The sequence below is a fragment of the Apilactobacillus waqarii genome, assembly GCF_019061205.1.
In the GTDB taxonomy this organism is placed as follows: Bacteria; Bacillota; Bacilli; order Lactobacillales; family Lactobacillaceae; genus Apilactobacillus; species Apilactobacillus waqarii.
The window spans coordinates 1-24100 of the sequence record NZ_JAHQYH010000014.1; the positions used below are offsets into that span (position 1 = coordinate 1).

27 protein-coding genes and 1 tRNA gene are annotated in these 24100 nt (G+C 35.8%); 23 read left to right on the forward strand and 5 right to left on the reverse strand.

Annotated features, from left to right (window positions below; translation table 11 throughout):
- Positions 1-3: 3 nt before the first annotated feature.
- A complete protein-coding gene (locus KTJ72_RS07225) occupies positions 4-84 on the forward strand; it encodes an IS3 family transposase (protein ID WP_225349253.1) in 81 nt (26 codons plus the stop codon).
- 99 nt (positions 85-183) lie between these two features.
- Here KTJ72_RS07225 and rpsT read toward each other — a convergent pair whose 3' ends face one another.
- Positions 184-432: a 30S ribosomal protein S20 gene (rpsT, locus tag KTJ72_RS06705; protein WP_034531745.1), complete on the reverse strand. Its 249-nt coding sequence runs from the start codon at positions 430-432 to the stop codon at positions 184-186.
- A gap of 275 nt (positions 433-707) precedes the next feature.
- On the opposite strand from rpsT, the gene rpsO reads away from it, so the two are divergent.
- The 8 genes from rpsO (at position 708) to KTJ72_RS06745 (ending at position 9024) form a co-directional block, all read left to right on the forward strand.
- Positions 708-977, forward strand: coding sequence for a 30S ribosomal protein S15 (gene rpsO / locus KTJ72_RS06710; protein ID WP_034531743.1), 270 nt, complete (start codon positions 708-710; stop codon positions 975-977).
- Between the two features lie 181 nt (positions 978-1158).
- Positions 1159-2850, forward strand: coding sequence for a ribonuclease J (locus KTJ72_RS06715; protein ID WP_041152377.1), 1692 nt, complete (start codon positions 1159-1161; stop codon positions 2848-2850).
- Positions 2851-2879: 29 nt separating this feature from the next.
- The gene (locus KTJ72_RS07125) at positions 2880-3794 is read left to right on the forward strand and encodes a hypothetical protein (RefSeq protein ID WP_057198096.1); all 915 of its coding nucleotides are present in this window, start codon (positions 2880-2882) and stop codon (positions 3792-3794) included.
- A gap of 188 nt (positions 3795-3982) precedes the next feature.
- Positions 3983-5170, forward strand: a complete 1188-nt coding sequence (gene tuf / locus KTJ72_RS06725) for an elongation factor Tu (RefSeq protein ID WP_034531737.1) — start codon at positions 3983-3985, stop codon at positions 5168-5170.
- 166 nt (positions 5171-5336) lie between these two features.
- The gene (gene tig / locus KTJ72_RS06730; protein ID WP_034531735.1) at positions 5337-6641 is read left to right on the forward strand and encodes a trigger factor; all 1305 of its coding nucleotides are present in this window, start codon (positions 5337-5339) and stop codon (positions 6639-6641) included.
- Positions 6642-6781: 140 nt separating this feature from the next.
- Positions 6782-8017 (forward strand): ATP-dependent Clp protease ATP-binding subunit ClpX, encoded by a 1236-nt coding sequence (clpX, locus tag KTJ72_RS06735; RefSeq protein ID WP_034531733.1) that lies wholly within the window; start codon positions 6782-6784, stop codon positions 8015-8017.
- A gap of 143 nt (positions 8018-8160) precedes the next feature.
- The gene (yihA, locus tag KTJ72_RS06740; protein WP_034531730.1) at positions 8161-8751 is read left to right on the forward strand and encodes a ribosome biogenesis GTP-binding protein YihA/YsxC; all 591 of its coding nucleotides are present in this window, start codon (positions 8161-8163) and stop codon (positions 8749-8751) included.
- Entirely contained in the window at positions 8752-9024 is a 273-nt protein-coding gene (locus tag KTJ72_RS06745; RefSeq protein ID WP_034531728.1) for a nucleoside triphosphate pyrophosphohydrolase family protein, read from the forward strand. It abuts the gene before it with no gap.
- A 40-nt stretch (positions 9025-9064) separates the two neighbouring features.
- On the opposite strand, the gene KTJ72_RS06750 is transcribed toward KTJ72_RS06745, so the two are convergent.
- On the reverse strand, positions 9065-9205 hold the full coding sequence (locus KTJ72_RS06750) for an SPJ_0845 family protein (protein ID WP_167540463.1): 141 nt from the start codon (positions 9203-9205) through the stop codon (positions 9065-9067).
- An 87-nt stretch (positions 9206-9292) separates the two neighbouring features.
- Here KTJ72_RS06750 and uvrC point away from each other — a divergent pair, with 87 nt between their 5' ends.
- The 6 genes from uvrC to KTJ72_RS06780 all read left to right on the forward strand — a co-directional run bounded on the left by uvrC (position 9293) and on the right by KTJ72_RS06780 (position 16446).
- Positions 9293-11080, forward strand: coding sequence for an excinuclease ABC subunit UvrC (gene uvrC, locus KTJ72_RS06755; protein WP_041152373.1), 1788 nt, complete (start codon positions 9293-9295; stop codon positions 11078-11080).
- Between the two features lie 70 nt (positions 11081-11150).
- Positions 11151-12443, forward strand: a complete 1293-nt coding sequence (obgE, locus tag KTJ72_RS06760) for a GTPase ObgE (RefSeq protein WP_217304457.1) — start codon at positions 11151-11153, stop codon at positions 12441-12443.
- An 87-nt stretch (positions 12444-12530) separates the two neighbouring features.
- On the forward strand, positions 12531-13466 hold the full coding sequence (gene rnz, locus KTJ72_RS06765) for a ribonuclease Z (protein WP_053796686.1): 936 nt from the start codon (positions 12531-12533) through the stop codon (positions 13464-13466).
- Positions 13467-13484: 18 nt separating this feature from the next.
- Positions 13485-15788 (forward strand): single-stranded-DNA-specific exonuclease RecJ, encoded by a 2304-nt coding sequence (gene recJ, locus KTJ72_RS06770; RefSeq protein ID WP_217304458.1) that lies wholly within the window; start codon positions 13485-13487, stop codon positions 15786-15788.
- Positions 15789-15808: 20 nt separating this feature from the next.
- Positions 15809-16327: an adenine phosphoribosyltransferase gene (locus tag KTJ72_RS06775; RefSeq protein WP_034531719.1), complete on the forward strand. Its 519-nt coding sequence runs from the start codon at positions 15809-15811 to the stop codon at positions 16325-16327.
- Between the two features lie 32 nt (positions 16328-16359).
- A tRNA-Ser gene (locus tag KTJ72_RS06780) sits at positions 16360-16446 on the forward strand.
- A gap of 86 nt (positions 16447-16532) precedes the next feature.
- Here KTJ72_RS06780 and KTJ72_RS06785 read toward each other — a convergent pair.
- Positions 16533-16889 carry a hypothetical protein gene (locus tag KTJ72_RS06785; protein WP_217304459.1) on the reverse strand — a complete coding sequence of 119 codons (357 nt, stop codon included), beginning with the start codon at positions 16887-16889 and terminating at the stop codon, positions 16533-16535.
- A 235-nt stretch (positions 16890-17124) separates the two neighbouring features.
- On the opposite strand from KTJ72_RS06785, the gene KTJ72_RS06790 reads away from it, so the two are divergent.
- From KTJ72_RS06790 to KTJ72_RS06800, 3 genes are all read left to right on the forward strand, one after another.
- The gene (locus tag KTJ72_RS06790) at positions 17125-18270 is read left to right on the forward strand and encodes a family 20 glycosylhydrolase (protein WP_217304460.1); all 1146 of its coding nucleotides are present in this window, start codon (positions 17125-17127) and stop codon (positions 18268-18270) included.
- A gap of 104 nt (positions 18271-18374) precedes the next feature.
- Positions 18375-19541, forward strand: coding sequence for a hydroxymethylglutaryl-CoA synthase (locus tag KTJ72_RS06795; RefSeq protein ID WP_217304461.1), 1167 nt, complete (start codon positions 18375-18377; stop codon positions 19539-19541).
- A 9-nt stretch (positions 19542-19550) separates the two neighbouring features.
- The gene (locus KTJ72_RS06800; protein ID WP_138727100.1) at positions 19551-19991 is read left to right on the forward strand and encodes a nucleoside 2-deoxyribosyltransferase; all 441 of its coding nucleotides are present in this window, start codon (positions 19551-19553) and stop codon (positions 19989-19991) included.
- On the opposite strand, the gene lexA is transcribed toward KTJ72_RS06800, so the two are convergent.
- Positions 19988-20623: a transcriptional repressor LexA gene (lexA, locus tag KTJ72_RS06805; RefSeq protein ID WP_034531710.1), complete on the reverse strand. Its 636-nt coding sequence runs from the start codon at positions 20621-20623 to the stop codon at positions 19988-19990. The genes KTJ72_RS06800 and lexA overlap by 4 nt on opposite strands.
- 86 nt (positions 20624-20709) lie before the next feature.
- Here lexA and KTJ72_RS06810 point away from each other — a divergent pair, with 86 nt between their 5' ends.
- Positions 20710-20967 carry a DUF896 domain-containing protein gene (locus tag KTJ72_RS06810; RefSeq protein WP_034531709.1) on the forward strand — a complete coding sequence of 86 codons (258 nt, stop codon included), beginning with the start codon at positions 20710-20712 and terminating at the stop codon, positions 20965-20967.
- A gap of 70 nt (positions 20968-21037) precedes the next feature.
- Complete coding sequence (locus KTJ72_RS06815) at positions 21038-21256, forward strand: YneF family protein (protein ID WP_034531707.1); 219 nt, start codon at positions 21038-21040, stop codon at positions 21254-21256.
- A gap of 43 nt (positions 21257-21299) precedes the next feature.
- Here KTJ72_RS06815 and KTJ72_RS06820 read toward each other — a convergent pair whose 3' ends face one another.
- Complete coding sequence (locus tag KTJ72_RS06820; RefSeq protein ID WP_034531706.1) at positions 21300-21923, reverse strand: lysophospholipid acyltransferase family protein; 624 nt, start codon at positions 21921-21923, stop codon at positions 21300-21302.
- Between the two features lie 86 nt (positions 21924-22009).
- Between KTJ72_RS06820 and KTJ72_RS06825 the strand changes: the two genes are divergently transcribed.
- The 3 genes from KTJ72_RS06825 to KTJ72_RS06835 are packed head-to-tail and all read left to right on the forward strand — an operon-like array spanning position 22010 to position 24094.
- Entirely contained in the window at positions 22010-22762 is a 753-nt protein-coding gene (locus KTJ72_RS06825) for a tRNA1(Val) (adenine(37)-N6)-methyltransferase (RefSeq protein WP_217304462.1), read from the forward strand.
- Positions 22752-23036 carry a GIY-YIG nuclease family protein gene (locus KTJ72_RS06830; RefSeq protein WP_217304463.1) on the forward strand — a complete coding sequence of 95 codons (285 nt, stop codon included), beginning with the start codon at positions 22752-22754 and terminating at the stop codon, positions 23034-23036. Before KTJ72_RS06825 ends, KTJ72_RS06830 begins: the two co-directional genes overlap by 11 nt.
- 59 nt (positions 23037-23095) lie before the next feature.
- The gene (locus tag KTJ72_RS06835; protein WP_217304464.1) at positions 23096-24094 is read left to right on the forward strand and encodes a D-2-hydroxyacid dehydrogenase; all 999 of its coding nucleotides are present in this window, start codon (positions 23096-23098) and stop codon (positions 24092-24094) included.
- The last annotated feature ends 6 nt before the right edge of the window (positions 24095-24100 follow it).

Consider the following 24100-nt stretch of genomic DNA (forward strand, 5'->3'; position numbering starts at 1 on the left):
TGGATTGATTATTACAATAATCATCGTATTAAAACAAAACTAGGCGGAAAGTCACCGGTTCAATACCGGAAACTTTCCGCCTAGGAAAAACAATATAATAATGTACAACTTTTGGGGTGCACATCACTCAAACGAGATGTCCTTTTTAGGAATAAAAAAAGCTCAGTTAAAACTGAGTTCTTTTTACTTGTTTAACTTAGCTAGACGTGATTTGTTACGTGCAGCAGTGTTAGCTTTGATTAAGCCCTTTGACTTAGCATGGTCTAATGCACTAACAGCGTTGTTGAATAGTTCTTCACGGTTGTCAGCGTTAGCATCAGCTTTTTCAAACTTCTTAACAGCAGTTCTCATCTTGCTTAGTTGAGATGCGTTACGTTTGTTTGCTTTTTCATTAGTTTTTACACGTTCGATAGCAGATTTAATAACAGGCATGAAATTCACCTCCAAAAAAGTCGAATTTTATTTAAAATCCTTAAATTTCAACGACTTTTATTATACAAAAGACAACTTAAAAAAGCAATAGAATTATATAATTCAGATTTGTACAGCGAGATTAATAAGGATATTACCTTGCTATTTTCAAGTAATCATAGTAGTATGATTAACGTAGTTTAAAACTACAGTACCGATACTTAGTTTTGTCGCTGCTCTCATCTGGCGCTTTACTCAGTATCTGGTATATTTACTTTTGAAAGGTGGGAAACACAATGGCTCTAACACAAGCTGAAAAGAACGACATCATCAAGAAGTATGCTAGACATGATGGTGACACTGGTTCTGCTGAAGTACAAATTGCTGTACTAACTGCTGACATTAATGAAATTAATGGTCACATGAAAGAACACAAGAAGGATTTCCATTCACAACGTGGTTTGTTGAAGAAAATCGGTCACCGTCGTAACTTACTAAGATATTTACGTAACACAGATGTTCAACGTTACCGTGATTTAATCAAGAGTTTAGGTCTACGTCGTTAATATTTTTAAAATGGAACTGCTCTATGAGTGGTTCCATTTTTTTATACATACATATATGCACTTATCAGTTATTATTCAATTTAAAAGTATGATACACTATAGATAGTTAAATGAGATCGTATTGAAAATAATTATTTTATTTCATAATAAAAAATATACATAAAATTATATGAGGTGAATCATGAAAAATAGTGTAAAAATTATTCCCTTAGGAGGAGTAAGGGAGAGTGGCAAGAACCTATATGCCGTTGAGATTAACAATGGGATTTATGTTTTAGATTGCGGTCTAAAATACCCTGAAAATGACATGTTAGGAATTGATGTAGTTATTCCTGATTTCACATACTTACGTGAAAACAAGGAAAAGATTATCGGAGTTTTCCTATCTAATAGTGACATGGATTCAATTGGCGCACTACCATATTTCGTCAGTGAATTCGATGTTCCGGTATTCGGATCAAAATTAACCATTGAAATGGCTAAGTACGAAGTTAAGAATAATGAAAGATCAAAGAAGTTTAACAATTTCAACGTAATCAACGAAAAGAGTGAAATTCTTTTTGATGACGTTACAGTTACTTTCTTTAAGACTAGTCACTCAGTTCCTGACTCAATGGGAATTTCATTGGCTGTTGAAGAAGGCCAAATCGTATACACTGGTGACTTTAAGTTTGATCCAGCATTACGTAACGGTTTTGCAACTGATTACAGTTCAATCGCGAAGGTTGGTAACAAAAAGGTTATCGCTTTACTAGCAGACTCACAAAATGCAGATAATCCATTCCCAATGGCAAACGAAATTCAAGCTGGCCAATACATCTTTGATACTTTCGAAGATAGTAAGAGTCGTGTGATTGTTGCAGCTAACTCTGCTAACCTATTAAGAATTCAACAAGTATTTGACGCAGCTGCAAAGTCTGAAAGAAAAGTATTTGTTGGTAAACACCTAGATCCTAAAGTCAAACTAGCAATTGATTCTGGATACATTAATGTAGCAGAAGACTTATTAATTGAAGACATCGAAGAACTAAAGAAGCTTGAAAGCGACGAAATTGTTGTATTGGAAACTAATCCAGTTAGTGAACCAATCAAGCTAGTTCAAAGAATGGCTGCTCAACAACAAAAGGATATCAACATCGAATCCGGTGATGTTGTATTAATCGTTACTTCACCATCTCCAGCAATGGATAACAGCATGGCTAAGACCGATGATATGGTATACCAAGCAGACGGTACAGTTAAGGTTATTTCAAACGACCTAAATGTTTCAGATCACGCAAGTGCCGAAGATATCCAAATGTTAATCAGCTTGTTGAAACCACAATACTTCATTCCAGTTAGTGGTGAATACATGATGATGAACGAAAGCAAACGAGCTGCTACTAACATGGGTGTAGATGAAGATAAGATTCTAATCCTAAGCAAGGGTGAAACTATCGAATACGATGGTGCTAAATTTCACCATGGTAACGCCGTTGAGGCTGGTAACACTATGATTGATGGTATCGGTGTCGGAGACATTGGTAACATCGTTTTACGTGACCGTAAGGTATTATCAGAAGACGGTATCTTCATCGTTGTTGTTACAATCGATAGAAAGAAAAAGATTATCATTTCTCGTCCTAAGATAACTTCAAGAGGATTCATTTACGTTAAGTCAAACAAGGACCTAATGAATGAAGCAGCTGAAATTGTTTCTAAGACTATTCAATTAAACCTTGATAACAAGGAATTTGATTGGAGCCATTTGAAACAATCAGTAAGAGAAAAAATCAGTCACTTCTTATTTGATAAGACAAAACGTCGTCCGGTAATTCTTCCAGTTATTATGGAAGTAAACCAACATCATAAAAAGAAGCGTCCACAAAAATAAATAAGGTTTATTATTCGGAGTGATTTTTAATGGATGAACACAGTTCACAAATAGCTAAGGATATTGCATCAAATATTGATGAAAAACAATATCAACTAGCTATCAACAAAGCCAAAAATTACTTAGAAGATCAGCCAAGCAATGAGATTGAAGTATTATTAGTTCAATCTCTTTTTAGCTTAAAACAATATGTTGAAGCAAGAAAAGAAGTTATGGAAAATCCAAATGCGTTTACCACAAACGAGCAGGACTTCTTATTAATGATTAATGTGTTATTGAAGAACAATGAATACATTAAATCTAGAGAAATTGTTGAAACATTTAAGGCCAACGATAGCTATTACAATGATGGCATAAAGCTAATTGAAGAAAGCGAATCTTCTTTTAGAAGTAATTCAAGTGAAGAAATTCATCAACTTGCACAAAAGTTCTACCATATAAGTAGTAAGCAAACGATGTATTGGCAAAAAGAATCGTTTTTAAATGGACAACATTTACCATACGACGAATTTTTAAAATACAGTCGCTTTGTTTTGATGGACCCATTTGTCCAATCTGTGATTAAAGCGGAGGTAATCGACACATTAAGAAAAGTCGGTTCAAATGAGGTCGTCGACATGATGTGGATTGATGGAAAGACAAAGAAAGTTAAGATGGGTGAAATTAAATCACTTCAAGATATGAACTCATATCAACTCATTTTTAATCGATTAACGGACGAGTACATGATGGATCCAGAAAAGTTCATGTTATTGAGTAGTTATTTCCAACATCAATCAATTTTGATGTATCCATTCAATGATGAAATAATCCTGGATGCAAACAGGTGGTATGACCTGTCAATACAGGCATATCTAAGCGCAAAAGAGTACACTGAAGATGATAATGATGATTATGTAAAATTAATCGAAATTATAAAGCGACAATTTAATTCGATTAAATAGAATAAAATTGTTAAATATGCTTTTTTTGTGTTTACAAATAAAAATACAGTAGCTATAATATTAAAGGAATTCTTCTTGAGACTGATATGTGATTTTGTCTTTTTGAGAAGATGTAGTATAATAAATCATAAAGATGAGTTGGCATTTGCTAACTCAAATCTTTCGAAATTTATAGGAGGTTTTCATAAATGGCAAAAGAACATTATGAAAGAACAAAACCCCATGTAAATATTGGTACTATTGGCCATATTGATCATGGTAAGACTACTTTAACTGCAGCTATCACTAAAGTGCTTTCAGAAAAGGGTCTAGCAGACGCTTCTGATTACGCTCAAATCGATGCTGCTCCAGAAGAACGTGAACGTGGTATCACAATCAACACTGCTCACGTTGAATACTCAACTGAAAAGCGTCACTACGCTCATATTGATGCCCCAGGACATGCTGACTACGTTAAGAACATGATCACTGGTGCCGCTCAAATGGATGGTGCCATCCTAGTTGTTGCCGCAACTGATGGTCCTATGCCACAAACTCGTGAACACATTCTTCTAGCTCGCCAAGTTGGTGTTGAATACATCGTTGTATTCTTAAACAAGACTGACTTAGTTGACGATGATGAATTAGTTGACTTAGTTGAAATGGAAGTACGTGAATTACTTTCAGAATACGATTACCCTGGTGATGATATTCCAGTTGTTCGTGGTTCAGCTCTAAAGGCTCTACAAGACGACCAAGAACAAAAAGATGTTATCTTACACTTAATGGATATCGTTGACGAATACATCCCAACTCCAGAACGTGATGCTTCAAAACCATTACTAATGCCTGTTGAAGATGTATTTACTATCACTGGTCGTGGTACTGTTGCTTCAGGACGTATCGACCGTGGTGTTGTTAAGATTGGTGACGAAGTTGAAATCATCGGTCTTGTTGAAGACATCTTAAAGACTACTGTTACTGGTCTAGAAATGTTCCGTAAGACTCTTGACGAAGGTGAAGCCGGAGATAACGTTGGTATGTTACTTCGTGGTGTAAACCGTGAACAAGTTGTACGTGGTCAAGTTATCGCTGCTCCTGGTTCAATCAAGACTCATACTGAATTCAAGGCTCAAGTATATGCTTTGAGTAAAGAAGAAGGTGGACGTCATACTCCATTCTTCTCAAACTACCGTCCACAATTCTACTTCCACACCACTGACGTTACTGGTGTTATCGAACTAGAAGACGGTGTTGAAATGGTTATGCCTGGTGATAACGTTGAATTCAACGTTAAGCTAACTAAGCCAGTTGCCATCGAAAAGGGAACTAAGTTCACTGTTCGTGAAGGTGGTCACACTGTTGGTGCCGGTGTTGTTTCAGACATCGAAGAATAATCAATTCTAAAAAAAGATTCAGATTTTTATCTGGATCTTTTTTTGTACATAAAAATAAGCGAAAGACCTATAATTATTTACTTTTTACTTGTGTTACGTTAAAATATAGAGGTGCGCAATTAGAAGAAAATTGTAAAAATTATATTTTCATGTCGGAGGGAAAATAATGTCAGCTAAATGGGAAAAAAAAGGCACTAATGACGGTGAACTAACATTCGAAATTAGTGTTGACAAAGTAAAAGAAGGTTTAGATCAAGCCTTCAACAAGAACAAGAAAAACATCACTGTTCCTGGTTTCCGTAAGGGAAAAGTTTCACGCCAAGTATTTAACGAAATGTACGGTGAAGAAGCTCTATACCAAGACGCTTTAAACATTCTTTTACCAGAAGCATACAGTGAAGCTATCAAGGAAACTGGCATTGAACCAGTTGCTCAACCAGAAGTTAACATTGATAGTCTAGAAAAGGATCAACCATGGGTTCTAAAAGCTAACGTTACTGTTAAGCCAGATGTAGAACTAGGTGATTACAAAGGAATCGTTGTTGAAAAACCAAACACTCGTGTTTACCAAAAAGATGTAGACGCTAAGATTGAAGACATGCGTAAAAACCAAGCAGAACTTGTTCTAAAAGAAGACAAGGCTGCTGAAAACGGTGACACTGTTGTTATCGATTTTGATGGTTACGTTGACGGCAAACAATTTGATGGTGGCCAAGCAACTAACTACTCACTAGAATTAGGTTCAAAATCATTTATCCCAGGCTTTGAAGACCAACTAGTTGGCCACAAAGCTGGTGAAGATGTTGATGTTAAGGTAACTTTCCCAGAAGATTACCAAGCTAAAGAATTAGCATCAAAAGAAGCTACTTTCAAGACTAAGATTCACGAAGTTAAAGAAAAGCAAATGCCTGAACTAGATGACGAATTTGCTAAGGACGTTGACGAAGATGTTGACAGTCTAGAAGAACTAAAGGCTAAGATTAAGGACCAACTAAAGGACCAAAAGAAGGCCGAAGGTGAAACTCAAGTTGAAGACGAAGCTATTAAGGGTGCTGTAGCAAACGCTACTGTTAAAGAAATTCCTCAAGCAATGATCGACGAAGACGTTCAACGTCAAATGGATCAATACCTTGCAAGCATGCAACAACAAGGTATCAATGCTGAAATGTACTTCCAACTAACTGGTACTAAGCCAGAAGACTTGAAGAAACAATTTGCTCAAGGTGCTGACGAACGTGTTAAGACTAACCTTGTATTAGAAGCAATTGTTAAGGATGCTAACATCGTTCCTTCACAAGAAGAAATCGATCAACAAGTTAAGGACTTAGCTGCTCAATACGGTATGAAAGAAGAAGCCGTACGTGGTGCTTTAACTGAAGACATGTTGAAACATGATATTTCAATTCAAAACGCTGTTAAGTTAATCACTGACAACGCAAAACAAGAACCAAAGTCAAAAATTAACAAATAATTTCGACTTTTGTTAATATTAAAGGTCCAGTTAACAATTCGTTAATTGGACCTTTTTTAAACTAAAGCATTATGATGTTATCAACATTAATAATGTGGTATTATTTAAAATAATATCGGAATTATATAGGGGTGAAGTTTTTGTTTGAAGATAATGAAGGAAAAGGCCCCATTACTTGTTCTTTTTGTGGTAAATCACAAGATCAAGTAAAGAAAATCGTCGCGGGACCTGGCGTATACATTTGTAATGAATGTATCGATTTATGTAAAGATATCGTCGACGAAGAATTAGCACAAGAAAATGCAGATACAACAATTAAATCATTAAGTCCAAAGGAAATCGTTGATAAGTTAAACGATTACGTAATTGGTCAAGATGAAGCTAAGAAGACTTTAGCTGTTGCTGTATACAACCATTACAAGCGTGTTAATAACTTAGATGATGACGACGATACTGAACTACAAAAGAGTAATATTTCAATCATTGGACCAACTGGTTCAGGTAAAACATACCTTGCTCAATCACTAGCTCGTATTTTAAACGTTCCATTTGCAATTGCAGATGCTACAACCCTTACCGAAGCTGGTTATGTGGGTGAGGACGTAGAAAACATCTTATTAAAGCTACTTCAAAATGCTGACTTTGATGTCGAAAGAGCTGAAAAGGGAATCATCTACGTTGATGAAATTGATAAGATTGCTAAGAAATCTGAAAATGTCTCAATCACACGTGATGTTTCCGGTGAAGGTGTTCAACAAGCGCTATTGAAGATTTTAGAAGGTACTGTTGCTAGTGTTCCACCTAATGGTGGTAGAAAGCATCCACAACAAGAAATGATTCAAATTGATACTAAGAACATTTTATTCATTGTTGGTGGTGCCTTTGATGGTATTCAAGACATCGTAAAACACCGTTTAGGAGACAAGACCATTGGATTCGGTACTGATTCCAGTGAAGCAGCTAAAGTTAACGATGATAACATCATGCAACACGTTATCCCAAGTGACTTGCTACAATTTGGTCTAATCCCTGAATTTATCGGTCGTTTACCAATTCTTACTGCCTTAAACAAGTTAAGCGAAGAAGACTTGGTTAGAATCCTAACCGAACCTAAGAATGCATTGGTTAAGCAATACGTTAAACTAATGTCAATCGATGGTGTCGAACTAGAATTCGAAGACGATGCGCTAAAGGAAATGGCTCACACAGCCATCGAAAGAAAGACCGGTGCCCGTGGATTGAGATCAATCATGGAAGATACCATGAGAGATATCATGTACGAAGTACCAAGCGATAAGGACGTTAAGAAAGTTATCGTTACCGCTGATTCTGTTTTGAAAAAATCAGAACCAAAGATTGTAAAAGAAGCTCAATAATAAAAAGCCTTACAGTGTTTAACACTGTAGGGCCTTTTGTTTTTTTAAATAATTAAAAGGTATTTTTGTGGTAAATGCATTTATGAAGGTGCCTTTTTTATGGTAAAATTGATATATAAAATTACAGAAACGAGTGAATTAAGATGGATGTACACAACGTCAATATCGATATCAGTGCGGTGGAACCAAAACAATACCCAAGTAATGGATATCCAGAAATTGCATTGGTTGGTCGCTCCAATGTGGGAAAATCTTCCTTAACCAATGTGTTAATTAACCGTAATGGTTATGCTAGAACCTCTAACAAACCAGGAAAGACTCAAACATTGAACTTCTATAACTTAGATGAAAAATTATTCTTTGTCGATATTCCAGGTTATGGTTATGCTAAAATTTCAAAGGCACAACGTGCTAAATGGGGAGAAATGATTGAAACATATCTAACCACTAGAAGACAACTAAAAGGGGTTGTTTTATTAATTGACGGTAGACGTGCACCAAGTCAAGATGACTTGCAAATGTACGAGTTTCTAAAATACTATGACATTCCAACTTTAGTCTTGGCTACTAAGATGGATAAGACTCCTAAGAGCAAGTGGAATAAAGAAGTAAGTATTTTAAACAAGACTGTTGACTTAAACGATGGTGATGAAATACAATTATTCTCTGCTTTAAGTAAGTACGGAAAAGAAGAAGTTTGGAAATGGATCGAAAGTAAAACGGGGGTAAAATAAGTGGAATTTAACGATTACCAAAAAGCTGCAAACAAAACATTACACGGAAATGAACAAGTCTTAACTAACTGTGCACTAGGATTAGCTAGTGAAACCGGTCAAGTTGTTGACCTAGTTAAGAAGTACACTTTCCATGGCGATTCACTAGATCGTGAAAAGCTTGTTAAGGAAATGGGTGACGTACTTTGGTACCTATCTCAAGTTGCAGAATGGAACAATATTGATTTTGAAGAAATTGCTGAATTCAATATTAACCGCCTAAATAAACAATAAAAAATAGGCATCACAATTTAATTGTGATGCCTAAATTATATTATTTTTCTTTCTTTTTATCGGTTGATTTTTTATCTTTACGTTTTAAAAATTTATCGCGATCTTCGTTCTTAGTGTCCAGTTTGGCAAACTTATCGAACATAGCATTTAAGTCGTTGTTACGTTGAATATTTAAACCCATAATTATGCATCTCCTTATTTATGGTATATGATAGCAAATTAAATCGAATTTGTCATATTGAAGTGTTTTTTCAAACGAGGTGATAAAATGGCAACTTCACACATTGAGCATAAACTTAGATTATTACCAGATTTACCTGGATGTTATTTGATGAAGAATAAACTAGGTAAAATCATTTACGTTGGTAAGGCTAAGAATCTAAAGAATCGTGTTAGATCATACTTTAAGAGTAGCCATGAGGGAAAGACAGCCAAGTTGGTTTCACAAATTAGGGACTTCGAAACCATTATTACGACTAATGACAAAGAAGCTTTCCTACTAGAAATCACATTGATTCAAAAGCATCGCCCTTACTATAACATTCAATTAAAACAAGGTAATGGTGGATACCCATACATCAAGATTACAAATGAACGTGATCCACAACTAAAGATTGTTAATACCATTAAAAAAGACGGTGGATACTACTTTGGTCCTTATCCAAACGTATATGCTGCTGATGAAACTTTGCACTTCTTACAAAAGGTTTATCCATTGAGAAGATGTAATGGTTATCAACACAGACCTTGTCTTTACTATCACATGGGACAATGTTTGGGAGCTTGTTTTAAAAAGGTTCCTAAGTCAGAATATCAAAACCAAATTCGCCACATTAAGTCGTTTTTAAATGGTGATGTGGGAATTGCCAAGAAGATGTTGACCGAAAAGATGAAGATTGCGGCGGACTCATTACAATATGAACGCGCTGCTGAAATCAGGGACCAATTGAAGTACATCGAAATCACTGTGGAAAAACAAAAGATTATTTCAAATGACACCACACCTCGTGACATTTTCAATTACTATGTGAACCATGGATGGATTTCAATTCAAATCTTCTTTATCAGACAAGCTCGTTTATTGAAACGAGTTAAGCGTAGTTTCCCGATTGTCGATGACCCAGTCGAAACAATGGAAGACTTTATCGGTCAGTTCTATTCTGAAGAAAATCACCAAACACCAAAGGAAGTCTTGATTCCAGAAACATTGGATGCTGACTTGATTTCAGAAGCGATTGGGACACCGGTGAGAGTTCCACAAAGGGGACAAAAGAAGGACTTAATCGATATGGCACAAAAGAATGCCAAGCTAGTCTTGGATGAAAAGTTCCGTTTGATGGAACTAGATAACATCAAGACTAAGGGTGCTGCCGATGAATTAGCGGTGGCCTTGAACATTTCTTCAGCCAAAACGATTGAAGCCTTTGACCACTCACATATTCAAGGGGCTGACATTGTTTCAGCCATGATTCAGTTTGTGGATGGAAAACCAAATAAGAACGCTTATCGTAAATACAAACTCCAAAACGAAGATCATGCTGATGAAGCAGCAAGTACCAGAGAAGTTATTAGAAGAAGATATACAAGACTTTTGAAGGAACATGCTGACTTACCAGACTTAATCCTAATGGATGGTGGAGAAATTCAATTGAATGCTGTTAAGGATGTTTTGGAAAACGAGTTAGGTTTGGAAATTCCGGTTGCTGGAATGGTTAAAAACGATAAGCATAAGACTGCCGACTTATTGTTTGGACAATTGGATGAACATATTTCGTTGAATCCAAAGAGTCAGGCATTCTATCTTGTTCAAAGAATTCAAGATGAAGTTCATAGATTTGCGATTAACTTCCATCGCCAAGTTCACACTAAGCATTCACTTAGCTCGGAACTTGATACAATCGAGGGAGTGGGACCAAAGACTAGAAGTAAATTGTTGAACAAGTTTAAGACAATGAAGAAAATTGCCAACGCACCAATTAATGAAATTGAGGCGTTAGGGATTAATACCAAAACAGCAAAGAATATCAAATACTCATTAAATAATATTGAAAAATGATGTGGACTGTTTACGGTCTTTAAAAATAAAGTTATACTATGTATAAAATAAAAAGTAGAGCGGAGATAACATGTTTGTTGATCAAGTAAAAATTAATGTAAAGTCAGGAAAAGGTGGTAACGGAATCGTTGCCTTTAGAAGAGAAAAATACGTTCCAAACGGTGGACCTGCCGGTGGTGATGGTGGCCGCGGAGGAAGCGTTATTTTTGCTGTGGACACAGGGATGAACACCTTGATGGACTTCAGATATAAGCGTAAGTTTGCCGCTAAAAACGGGGCAGACGGTGGAAATAAACGAATGACCGGTAAGAGTGCCGATGATTTATATATTTATCTTCCAGAAGGAACATCAGTATATAACGATGATACCAACCAATTGTTATTTGACTTGGTAAATCCGGATGATGAATACGTTGCATTGAAAGGTGGACGTGGTGGACGTGGAAACACCCACTTCGCATCTGCCAAGAACTCAGCACCAGAAATTGCCGAAAACGGTGAACCTGGTGAAGAATTAAACATTCGTTTAGAACTTAAAGTATTAGCTGATGTTGGACTAGTTGGATTCCCATCAGTTGGTAAATCAACACTACTATCTACAATCACTAGTTCAAAACCTAAGGTTGCTGAATACCACTTTACAACATTGGTACCTAACCTAGGGATGGTTAGATTAGATGACGGTAGAGATTTCGTAATTGCCGATTTACCTGGATTAATTGAAGGAGCATCATCTGGAATTGGTTTAGGTTTCCAATTCCTACGTCACGTTGAAAGAACACGTGTCATCCTGCACTTAGTTGATATGAGTGGTCAAGAAGGAAGAGATCCTTATGTTGACTACAAGAAGATTAACGATGAATTAGCTAAGTACGATGAGAATCTGCTAAAACGACCACAAATCGTGGTAGCAACCAAGATGGATATGCCTGATGCTGCTGAAAATCTACAAACATTTAAAGAACAAATCAAAGATGACGAATTAGCTCACGAAGTGTTGGCTATTTCTTCAATCACCCATGAAGGTCTTAAGGAATTAATTTCTAAGACTTCAGACCTATTGGAAACTACTCCTAAGTTCCCAATCACTGACGTTGAAGACGTTGATGAAGAAGTTGAATACAATGCTGATGACGAAGAAGCACCATTCAACATCAGACGTGATGAAGACGGTGTCTGGGTTCTATACGGTAAGAAGATTGAACGTCTATTCCAAATGACAGATACAACTCACGACCAAAGTATGCTACGTTTCGCAAGACAGCTTAAGGGAATGGGTGTAGATGACGCACTAAGAGAACATGGCGCAAAAGACGGCGACATGGTTTCAATTCTAGACTTCACATTCTCATTTGTGGACTAATAAAAGTAGATGGGACTAATCCCATCTTTTTTTATGTGCTACAATTTATATATCGAATATTACGAATAGAAAAGGAAAAATGAATTTATGCAATTAGAATTTTTAGGAACTGGATCAGGGGTTCCAGGTAAATTTAGAAATGTGGCTGCAACAGCATTAAAACTATTGGATGAATGCAACTCAGTATGGTTGTTTGATTGTGGTGAAGGTACTCAACAACAAATCTTGAGATCTAACTTAAAGCCTCGTAAAATCAATAAAATTTTCATTACCCACTTACATGGTGATCATATTTTTGGTTTACCAGGTCTATTAAGTTCACGTTCATTCCAAGGTGGCGACACTCCATTAACAATTTATGGACCAAAGGGAATCGCTGACTTTGTTCGTGTAAGTTTATCAGTATCTCAAACTAAACTTGCTTACAAGATTAATTTTGAAGAATTATCACAACCAGGTGTTGTCTTCGAAGATGATAAATTTAAGGTAACCATGGGTGAATTAGATCACCAAATTACTTGTTACGGTTTTAGAATCGAAGAAAAGGACCACCAAGGTGAACTACTTGTCGACAAGCTAAAGGAAGCAAACATTCCATCCGGTCCGGTTTACGGAAAGATTAAGAATGGTGAAACAGTTACTTTAGATGACGGTAGAGAAATTAATGGCCAAGACTTCATTGGACCAGCTCAAAAGGGTAGAACAGTTACCATCATTGGTGATACTAGAAGTAACCCAACCAGCTACAACTTGGCACAAAATGCCGATGTATTGGTTCATGAAAGTACATTTGGTAAGGGCGAAAGCAGATTGGCCCACAACTACTACCATTCAACCAACATGCAAGCTGCTAAGTTAGCAACTAAGGCTAAGGTTGGTCGTCTATTACTTACTCACGTTTCAGCAAGATACACTGGTAAGATGGCTTACGAATTACAAAATCAAGCAAAGACTGTCTTTAATAACACCAAGGTTGTTAAGGACTTTGATATAGTCGATATACCGTTTGAAAAAAATAATTAAGACAAAAGGATTGATTAGATGATCTCCGCTAATTTTGATTGGAAACATACGAATACGAAACTCTCAAACGATGCTACGACAATTGGTAAATCACTATCGATTAGCCCCAGAATTGTTGAATCATTGATTGAGAAGGGATACGACAGTGAAGACAAGATAAATGGTTTCTTAAACCCTCAGTTGAGTGATCTAAGAGATCCTTTTTTGTTGCACGACATGGAAAAGGCATGCAAACGAATTTTTAGTGCCATCGAAAACGATGAAAAAATCACCGTTTACGGGGATTACGATGCTGATGGAATCACAAGTACATCGGTGATGTATGAAACACTAGAAAATTTGGGTGCCAACGTGGAATACTTTGTTCCTAATCGTTTCACCGACGGTTATGGTCCAAATCCTGAAGTATATAAGCGTTTAATTAATGACGGGACCAAGTTAATGGTGACCGTTGATAACGGTGTCTCCGGTAAAGAATCTGTCGATGTCGCAAATGAAATGGGATGCGATGTCATAATTACCGATCACCATCAAATGCCAGACAAACTACCTGATGCCTATGCGATTGTGCATGCTAGATATCCTGGCCATGAATACCCATTTGGTGAATTCTCAGGTGTAGGAATCGCCTTTAAAGTAGCCACTGCACTATTGGGTGAACTACCAGAAGAATTCTTGGATTTAGCCGCAATTGGAACAGTTGCCGATTTGGTTTCCTTAACCGATGAAAACAGGGTGATTGTAAAGTACGGTCTACAAATGATTGCTAACACTGAACGTCCAGGTTTATACAGCTTAGCTAAGCTAGCCGGGATTAAAGAAGTTGTTAACGAACAAAGCATTGGTTTTGGATTAGCACCACGTTTGAACGCATTAGGTCGAATGGGTAGTGCCAGTTCCGGAGTTGAACTACTAACAACCTTTGATGATATCAAATCCGAAGAATTAGCTAAGGACACTGAAGACCAAAATAAAAAACGTCGTAAGTTTGTCGAAGACATCAGTACCGAAGCAATTATCCAAGCACAAACTCAACCAGAAAGTGCAGTGTTGGTCGTATATGGTCAAAACTGGCACGAAGGCGTTGTTGGAATTGTTGCCAGTCGTTTGGTAGAACAATTCCATAAACCAAGCATCGTCATGAACTTGGATACTAATACCAGAATCCTAAAGGGGTCAGGTAGAAGTGTCGAAGGATTTAATTTATTCGATGCAATCAATGGCATGAGAGATCAAATGGTTTCATTTGGTGGCCACGAAATGGCTGTTGGATTAAGTATCAAAGAAGATGACGTCACAGCTTTAACTGAGCATTTAGATAAATACGCTAAAGAACATGAATTATCAGACCAAGTCAAAGCACCATTGAACATTTTTGCTGACTTAAGTTGCAGTGATGTAAATGAAGACTTGTTTAACCAAGTTCAATTATTGGCACCATTTGGTACTGATAATGAATTCCCAGTATTCGAATTTACACCACAAAACGTTACTAACGTGCAAACAATGGGTAAAGATAATAGTCACCTAAAATTCCAAATGGTTGATCATGGTAGTAAGGTTAATGTACTAGCATTTAAGAACGGTGCACTTGCCGATGACCTATTGGCCAACAGCGATGCAATGAAGGTTGCTGGTCACTTGGAAAAGAATACCTGGAAGGGTCGCACAACCATTCAAATTATGTTGGATGATATGTACAGCAGTGGTGTTGAAATTGTTGATAAAAGAACACAAGTTGTTGCAAAAGAAATGTTTGAACCAGCTGCTGCATACTTGTTCTTTAACGAAAAACTATACAATAAATTGCGTCCATTTGTAGGTTCTGACTCCACTGTTGGCCTATATCCTGATTTGTCTTCATTTGATAAATTTGATAATATAATAATTGTTGATTGTCCTAGTGATATTTCACATTTGCAGGATGCTTTAAGTGAAATTAGTTTTAATAGCGTGACATTTTACCTTTTCAAAAATCATTATATTTTTAAAAAGGGGATGCCAAACCGTGCTCAATATGCTAAACTATTTAAGTTCATTAAGACGCATAACAACATTCAGATACATGATAAAGTAGATGAAATTAGTCGCTATTTAGGCATTGACCGTGATATATTTATCTTCATGGTAGATGTATTTAATGAATTAAATTTCGTTTATATTAATGATGGAATTATGAATTATAATCCTGATCTGGTTAATAGTGATTTATCAAACAGTCACGCATACCAGAATAGAGAGAAACAAATCGAAGCTGAAAAACAACTTTTGACAATTAGTAAAGAGAAGTTTAAACAAGCTATTCGCATTTGTTTGGGTTAATGAAAGGAAGTTATTGGCTAATGGCACTTGATTTGCATGACTACATTGCAAGTTACGAAGATTTTCCAGAACCAGGTGTTTTATTTAGAGATATCTCACCATTAATGGAAGATGGACAAGCATATCACCAAGCTACCGATGAGATAGTAAAATATGCTAAAGAAAAGAAAGTCGACTTAATCGTTGGCCCCGAAGCGCGTGGCTTCATTGTTGGTTGTCCAGTTGCCTATGATTTAGGCATTGGATTCGTACCAGCTAGAAAGAAAGGTAAATTACCAGGTAAGACAGTTAGTGCTTCTTACGGATTAGAATACGGAAAGTCATCACTTTACCTACATTCTGATGCTGTAAAGCCTGGCCAAAGAGTTCTTATCACTGATGATTTACTTGCAACTGGTGGAACAATTGAAGCAACAATCAAGCTTGTTGAACAACTAGGCGGAATTGTTGTTGGAGCTGCTTTCATTGTTGAAATTGAAGCATTAAAGGGTAGAGAAAAGATTAAGGATTACGATATTCTTAGCTTACTAAAATACTAAATTTATTGGATGCTTAGTGCATCCTTTTTTATGGAGAGTTGGCAGAGCGGTAATGCATCGGACTCGAAATCCGACGACCCGGTAACACCGGCGGGCAGGTTCGACTCCTGTACTCTCCTTTTGATACTTTCATGATCATAAATGTAAAATAAAAAAGCACCTTACTATACAAATAGTAGGGTGCTTTTTATTTAGGTATTTCAATTTAAACTAAATATTTTCTATCAATTACTCTTAAAATAAGAACAATTAAAATGCATGCAAGAAATTGCATTGTTGCAGCTTGTAATATGTAAAGGATAATACCTAATATGAATAATACGACAGAAATCATTACTTCTTTTTTTAAGTCTATTTTACGGATGAAGAATGAAATAATTTGAATTAATGCTAATAATACAAACAAAAGTTGAATAACAATCACTGAATCTATTTTTAAATTATTTGAGTAAGTTTCAGCTGAGTACCAGTTAGAACAAACTCCAAACATTGTAAATACAATTAATGATAAGTTTATCAATGTGCAGATTAGTTTAATAAAAATTGATGACGCTTTTTTCATAAATAAACAAATGCTCCAATCTAATATTACTATTATGCTTATTTAATGATAGCATATTTGACCATATCATTATAGGTGACAATGAAACAAACATTTAAATTAGATTTAAGATTAAAACACTATTATTAACTTGTAACTATTTCATAATGATTACAAAATATGAAAATAGATAGATTTATGAAATTTTAATGCTATACTAAAAAATATAATAATCGCAAAGAAAAGAGTGGTGATTATGCCGAAAAAAAGATATTTAATCCTAGGAGCAGTCCTTGCTCTAATTTTGATTTTTGTTCAAATGGGTTCACTTTCTAAAAAGACCCTAGCAGCAACTAATAACAATACCAAACGCATTGGTTTGTCACTGGATTGTTCAAGAACATACTATGCACCATCAACAATCAAGAAGTACATTGATTTACTTAAAAAAGATCACGGTACATATCTTCAGCTTCACTTAAATGATAATGAGAGATATGGTGTGGAAAGTTCTACTTTGGGTCAAACCGTTAAGAACTCATATGAAAAAAATGGTGTTTACTACAACAAAAAGACCAAGAGAGCGTTTTTAACCAAGGATCAATTATTGGACATCATTCAATATGGTTACATGAATGGTATTGAAGTTATTCCAGAAATTGACCTTCCTGGTCATGACCAATCAATCATCAAACTTCTTTCATACACATCTGCTGGTAAGAAGTTAGCAAAAAAATTGGATAACAAAGATGGTTATAACGAAATGTATTACCACAAGAAGGTGACTCTAGATTTTTCTAAGAAACTTTTGAGTGAATACGTTGGATTATTACCAAAGGGATACCACATTATTGTTGGTGCCGATGAAATCACCATTAATAATCGTAGTGACCAAAATGCAGCTGTTAAATACATCAATGCAATTGATGATTACGTTAAGCAACATAATTTGAAGCTTGAAATGTGGAATGATAGCTTCCATAAAGCTGTTTTAAACAAGTATCACAAGGATATCTTGATTAATTACTGGAGTTTAACTGGTGAGGTTAGTTCAAGTAAGGACCGTAAGGATAACATCAGAATGCGTGCCACTTTGCCTGAACTAAACAAGGCCGGCTTTAAGACAATCAACTACAATAATTATTACCTATACATGATTACAGATCCTACTTCATTCACAAAAGAATCAAAGAAAATTTGGGCAAGTGAATTTAAGAAGTGGAAGATGAGCATGTGGAATGACCAATACAAGAAGAATCTTGCTAAGAGCAAGAACAATATTGGAGCAGCATTCTCAATTTGGGGTGAATATCCTAACCAATACACAGGTGAACAAACCTACCAAAAAACTTACTACTATGCTAACGCATTTCTAAAGGCAAAAAAGCAATTTGAAAAATAAAGGAGACGCACTTAACGGTGCGCCTTTTTGTTATTTCTTTTGTGAAGAACGTTGTTTCATAGTACAATTAAAATAATATTTATATGAAAGTGTGGATTATCATTATGAATGTTGGAATTGACAAGATGAGTTTTTACTCATCAGATATGTATTTAGATATGGTCGATTTAGCTAACGCTAGAAACGAAGACCCAAACAAGTATTTGATTGGAATTGGCCAAAAGAAACAAGCTGTAATTCCCAATACCCAAGATGTTGTCACAATGGCAGCCAATGCTTGTACCAAGATTATTGATGATGATAATCGTAAAAAAATTGATTTAATTATTTTTGGAACAGAAACAGGGGTAGATAACTCCAAATCTGCCGCTATTTACTTACAAAACATGTTAGGTTTAAACCGTCGAGCTCGTGCTTTTGAAATCAAGCAAGCTTGTTATGGTGCTACCGCAGGTCTTCAAATGGCCAAAGAATATGTGCAAAACCATCCTGAAAGACAAGCCCTAGTAATTGGTGCCGATATCGCAAGATACGGTATTAAGACACCGGGTGAAGTTACTCAAGGTGGGGGCGCTGTTGCCATGGTAATTTCTGCCAACCCTTCAATTGCCGAATTTGATGGCCCAAGCACATTCTATTCTGATGATGTAATGGACTTCTGGAGACCATTGTACAGAACAGAAGCCGTTGTTGATGGTCACTATTCAAACGATGTTTACGTTGATTTCTTCAAGAAGACATGGGATGAATACAAGGAAATCACTGGTCAAACCATCGCTGATTTCAAAGCAATGACATTCCATTTACCTTATCCAAAGATGGGGATTAAGGCACTAAGATCAATCATTGACGAAGCCGATGAAGAACAACAAGCTAACTTGAAGAAAGAATTTGAACAAAGTCGTATCTACAACGAAAACGTTGGTAACCTATACACCGGTTCATTGTACTTGAATTTCCTATCATTAATTAATAACTCAGATGATTTACAATCTGGTGATCGTATTGCGTTATTCAGTTATGGTTCAGGTGCACAGGGTGAATTCTTCCCAATGAAACTAAAGGATAACTTCAGAAATGATGAACTTGCAAAGTCATTAGATGATGCTTTGAAGTCAAGAAAACAAGTTTCTGTTGAAGAATACGAAGAAATCTTTACTAACTGGATTCCAATCGCTGATGGTGATATCAAGTTGGATACTAGTAATGATAAGGCGGAATTTTTCATTAAAGGGGTAAAAGACCACCAAAGAATTTATGGAAGAAAGTAGGAGACTGACATGAAATTATATTTAGCAGGACCATTTTTTGATGATGAACAAATTGACCGTATTCAAAGAATCGAAAAGGCATTGGATAACAATCCTTCAGTTTCAGGATACTTTAGCCCAAGAAACTCAAATGTAAACGACGGGGCAGAAATTGGTAGTAGCCAATGGTCTAAAGATGTTTTCCAACTTGATGTTGATGAAATAAAAAAAGCTGATGCCGTTATCGCGATTATCGACTTTGTAGACGACAATGTTGACAGCGGTACAGCTTTCGAAATTGGGTATGCTTATGCAATTGATAAACCAGTTGTTTTATTCCATGAAAAAGATGCGATTGTTAACTTGATGTTATCAAACGGATCTAAGTCATATCTAACAAAGGTAGACGATGTTGAAAAGTTTGATTTCAAAGAAATGCCTGAATATCACTACGAAGGTGAAGTATTTTAAAAAATACTGTCACGGTATAATCCAACAACCTTACCAACGATTGATACTTGATCCAAGATGATTGGAGCCAAGTTATCGTTTTCAGGTTGTAGGCGATAGTGGTCAGATTCCTTGAAGAATCGTTTGCAAGTGACTTCGTTTTCATCAGTCATTGCAATAACGATATCACCATTTTCAGCAGTTGATTGCTTTTTAACGATGACCTTATCACCATTTAAAATACCGATGTTGATCATACTTTCACCTTGAATGACTAACATGAAAACATCATCTGAGTTTTCGTATTGGTCAGGCATTGAGAAGTATTCTGATGTATCTTCAACCGCTAGGATTGGTTCACCAGCAGCAACGGTACCTAAAACAGGGATTTCACCAGGGTGTGTATTAACACCAATTTTCTTAAGACCATCTTCGGTGATTTCAAGTGCTCTTGGTTTAGCAGGGTTTTTAACGATAAAACCCTTCTTTTCAAGGCGACTTAAATGACCGTGGACGGTTGATGTGGATGAAAGATTAACGGCTTCACCTATTTCTCTTACTGTAGGAGGATAGCCTTGGCTATTGATTCTTTTCCAGATAAATTCTAAAATAGCTAATTGTTTAGAAGTCTTTTCTTCTTTTGAAAAAGTCACATAAATACCCCGTTTCTTGTAATATAATAGCTTTAATATAGCATAACGGGAAAATAAAAACAAATGTTCGCAAAGGAGATAATTAAATGTCAGAAGCAGAAGATCCAATTTTAAAGAAACTTATCCCACGTATTAATGAATTAGCACACAAAGCTAAGGAAAGTGGATTGACTAAGGAAGAAGAAGCTGAAAGAGCTGACCTTAGAAAACAATACCTAAAACGCTTTAAAGAAAACATGAGAAGCCAAATTGAAATGGTTCAAGTTTTCAATAAAGAAGGTAAAGAAGTTACACCAGAAAAGGTTAAGGAAGTTCAACGTAAAAAAGGTTTACGTGACGATTAAAACTTTTTTTGAATTTAATAATTAAGTTGTGTAAAATTAATAATAGTAACTAACGGGAGGAGGAAGAATTATGTCAACATTCTTATGGATTATCCTAATTCTTTTAGCTTTAATCGTAGGTTTGATCGGTGGATTCTTCATGGCACGTAAGTACATGGAAAAATATCTTAAAGATAATCCCCCAATTAACAAGGATCAATTAAGAGCAATGATGCTACAAATGGGTCAAAAACCTTCAGCTAAGAAGTTAAATCAAATGATGAACAGTATGAAGGCTAACGCCAAATAAATAAAAAAAGACTTAATTCAAAGATTAAGTCTTTTTTTATTGCTTATTTTTCTGATGATGGGTCAACGTACTTAAAGTCAGGATTAATTTCTTTATCTAACTTATCGAAAGCATCTTGCATTTGTTGTTCGACTGCTTTTTGACCTTCTTCGTTTAGCTTGATTGATTTGTCCAAGTAGATAGGGTCACCAAAGTTGATGACAGCTTTCTTACGTGAGAACAAACTCTTAAATGTAAGTGGACCTTGGTAAACAGCAGGAAGTAAAGGTGCTTTAGAAAGCTTGGCGATTAAAGTAGCGCCACCTTTTAGTGCTTGAGAATGTCTAGTTCCTGAAGGGAAAATGATTAGTGACTTGTCAGAGTTTTGAAGAATCTTAACAGGTTCCTTAATTACTGATGGGCCAGGATTTTCACGATCAACACTTAATACGTTTGCATGTCTTAATACGTATGCTAAAAGTGGGTTTTTGAATAGTTCCTTTTTAGCGATGAAAGCAAATTCTTTAGGACTTGCTGCTAGGGCAAAGTACAATGGGTCAAACCATGTACGGTGCGGTGCAACTAATATGTAATTGCCTTCCGGAATTCTTTGTTTGTTTTCAAACTTAGGCATTCCGTTAATTGGATATAAAATGATTCTACATAAGAACTTTAAAAAAGAATACATTAAATAAACTCCTCTCGTACTTTATTATTTAATAGTATTCTATTATTATTGATTTATGCAAGAAAAAAATAAGGTGGAATATTCAAGTGGACGATGTTTTAAAGGAAAACGAAAGAATAGATCAACTATATAGTAATGATATAAAGATAATTCAAAATCCCGAAGTGTTCTCATTCTCTTTGGATGCGGTACTTTTAGCAAACTTTGCGAAGTTGCCGAAGAAGAGTGCTTCAAAGACTGTCGATTTGTGTGCCGGCAATGGTGCAGTTGGGTTATTTATGTCACATAAAACCAATGGACATATTTACGAAATCGAACTACAGGACAAACTGGCTGACATGGCAAAACGCAGTGTTAGTCTAAATAACTTAGATGACAAGTTGACCGTGATAAACGATGACCTTGATAATACATTTGAATATTTGGAAAAGGATTCTGTTGACGTGATAACTTGTAACCCACCTTATTTTCCAGATTTAGAGGATAGTAAGAAAAATCCAAATCCATATTTAGCAATTGCTAGACATGAAATCACAACTAATTTAGACAAAATCCTAACCGTGTGTGAGGGACTTTTAAAGACAAACGCTAAAGCGTTCTTTGTTTACCGTCCTGATCGGATGCTAGAACTATTTGATGCCATGCAATCTCACAACGTAATGCCAAAAAGGATCCAATACATTTATCCACGTGAGGGAAAAGAATCAAACATGATTCTAGTTGAAGGAATCAAAGCGGGGAAGAATGGTGGAACCAAGGTACTACCACCAATTTTTGTTTATAAAGATAATTCAAACGAATATACAGATTTTGTAAGGAAGATTTTATATGGAGAATAAGTTTTATATGTATGTTTTAAAGTGCGGAGATGATTCACTATATGGTGGATACACGACCGATTTAAAGCATCGATTAGAACAACACCAAAGCGGAAAGGGTGCCAAGTACACCCGTAATCATTTACCAGTCGAAATGATATATTCCGAAAGTTTTGACAATAAACACGATGCTTTGAGTGCCGAGTATCATTTTAAACATCAAAGTAGATTAAAGAAGTTAGAATACCTAAATGAAAATGGAGTAAATTTATCTAAATACGGTCTAAGCCTTTAAGACACGGTGTTAAGTGTTATAATTCTAACTGTAACGATGAATATTTGGAGGTTTTTGTATTGAAAATTATTGCTTATGGAATCAGAAATGATGAAATGCCATATTTAAAAGAATGGGAACAAAAAAATCCGGAAGTAGAAGTAAAGGTTGAAACCAAATTACTTGATTCATCAACTGTTGAAGAAGCTAATGGATTTGATGGTGTGGTTGCTTACCAACAAAAACCATACACTAAAGAAATTTTAGATAAATTAGGTAGTTTTAACATCAAGTACCTATCACTAAGAAACGTTGGTGTAGATAACGTTGATGCTGATGCTGCAAAAGCAAATGGAATTACTGTAACAAACGTTCCAGCATATTCTCCAAACGCAATTGCTGAACTAGCAATTACTGAAATTATGAGATTACTAAGAAATACAAAACGTTTTGAAGACAAGCAACGTTCAGGTGACTTAAGATGGGCACCTGAAATTGGTCAAGAATTAAACTCAAAGACCGTTGGTGTTTTCGGAACAGGTCGTATTGGTCACGTATTAGTTGATATCTGTCGTGGATTCGGCGCAAAGGTGATTGCATATGATCCATTTAGAAACCCAGAACTAGAAAAACAAGGTATCTACGTTGATACTCCAGACGATTTATACAAACAAGCTGATATCATTTCACTACACGCACCAGCCGTTAAGGAAAATGAACACATGGTAAACGACAAGACTTTATCAGAAATGAAAGATGGTTCATACATTATTAACGCTGCTCGTGGTTCACTAATTGATACTGATGCATTAATCAAGGCTTTAGATTCAGGTAAACTAGCAGGTGCTGCTTTGGATACCTATGAATCAGAAGTAGGTGTCTTCAATGTTAACTTTGATAGTTTCGATGATATCTCAGATGATCGTCTAAAGAACCTAATGAGCAGAGACAATGTTTCAATTACTCCACACATTGCTTTCTACACTGAAACAGCGGTTAGAAACATGGTTACTCTATCATTGGATGCTAACAGAGACCTTATCAATACAGGTAAATCAGATAAGATTGTTAAATTGTAATATTTA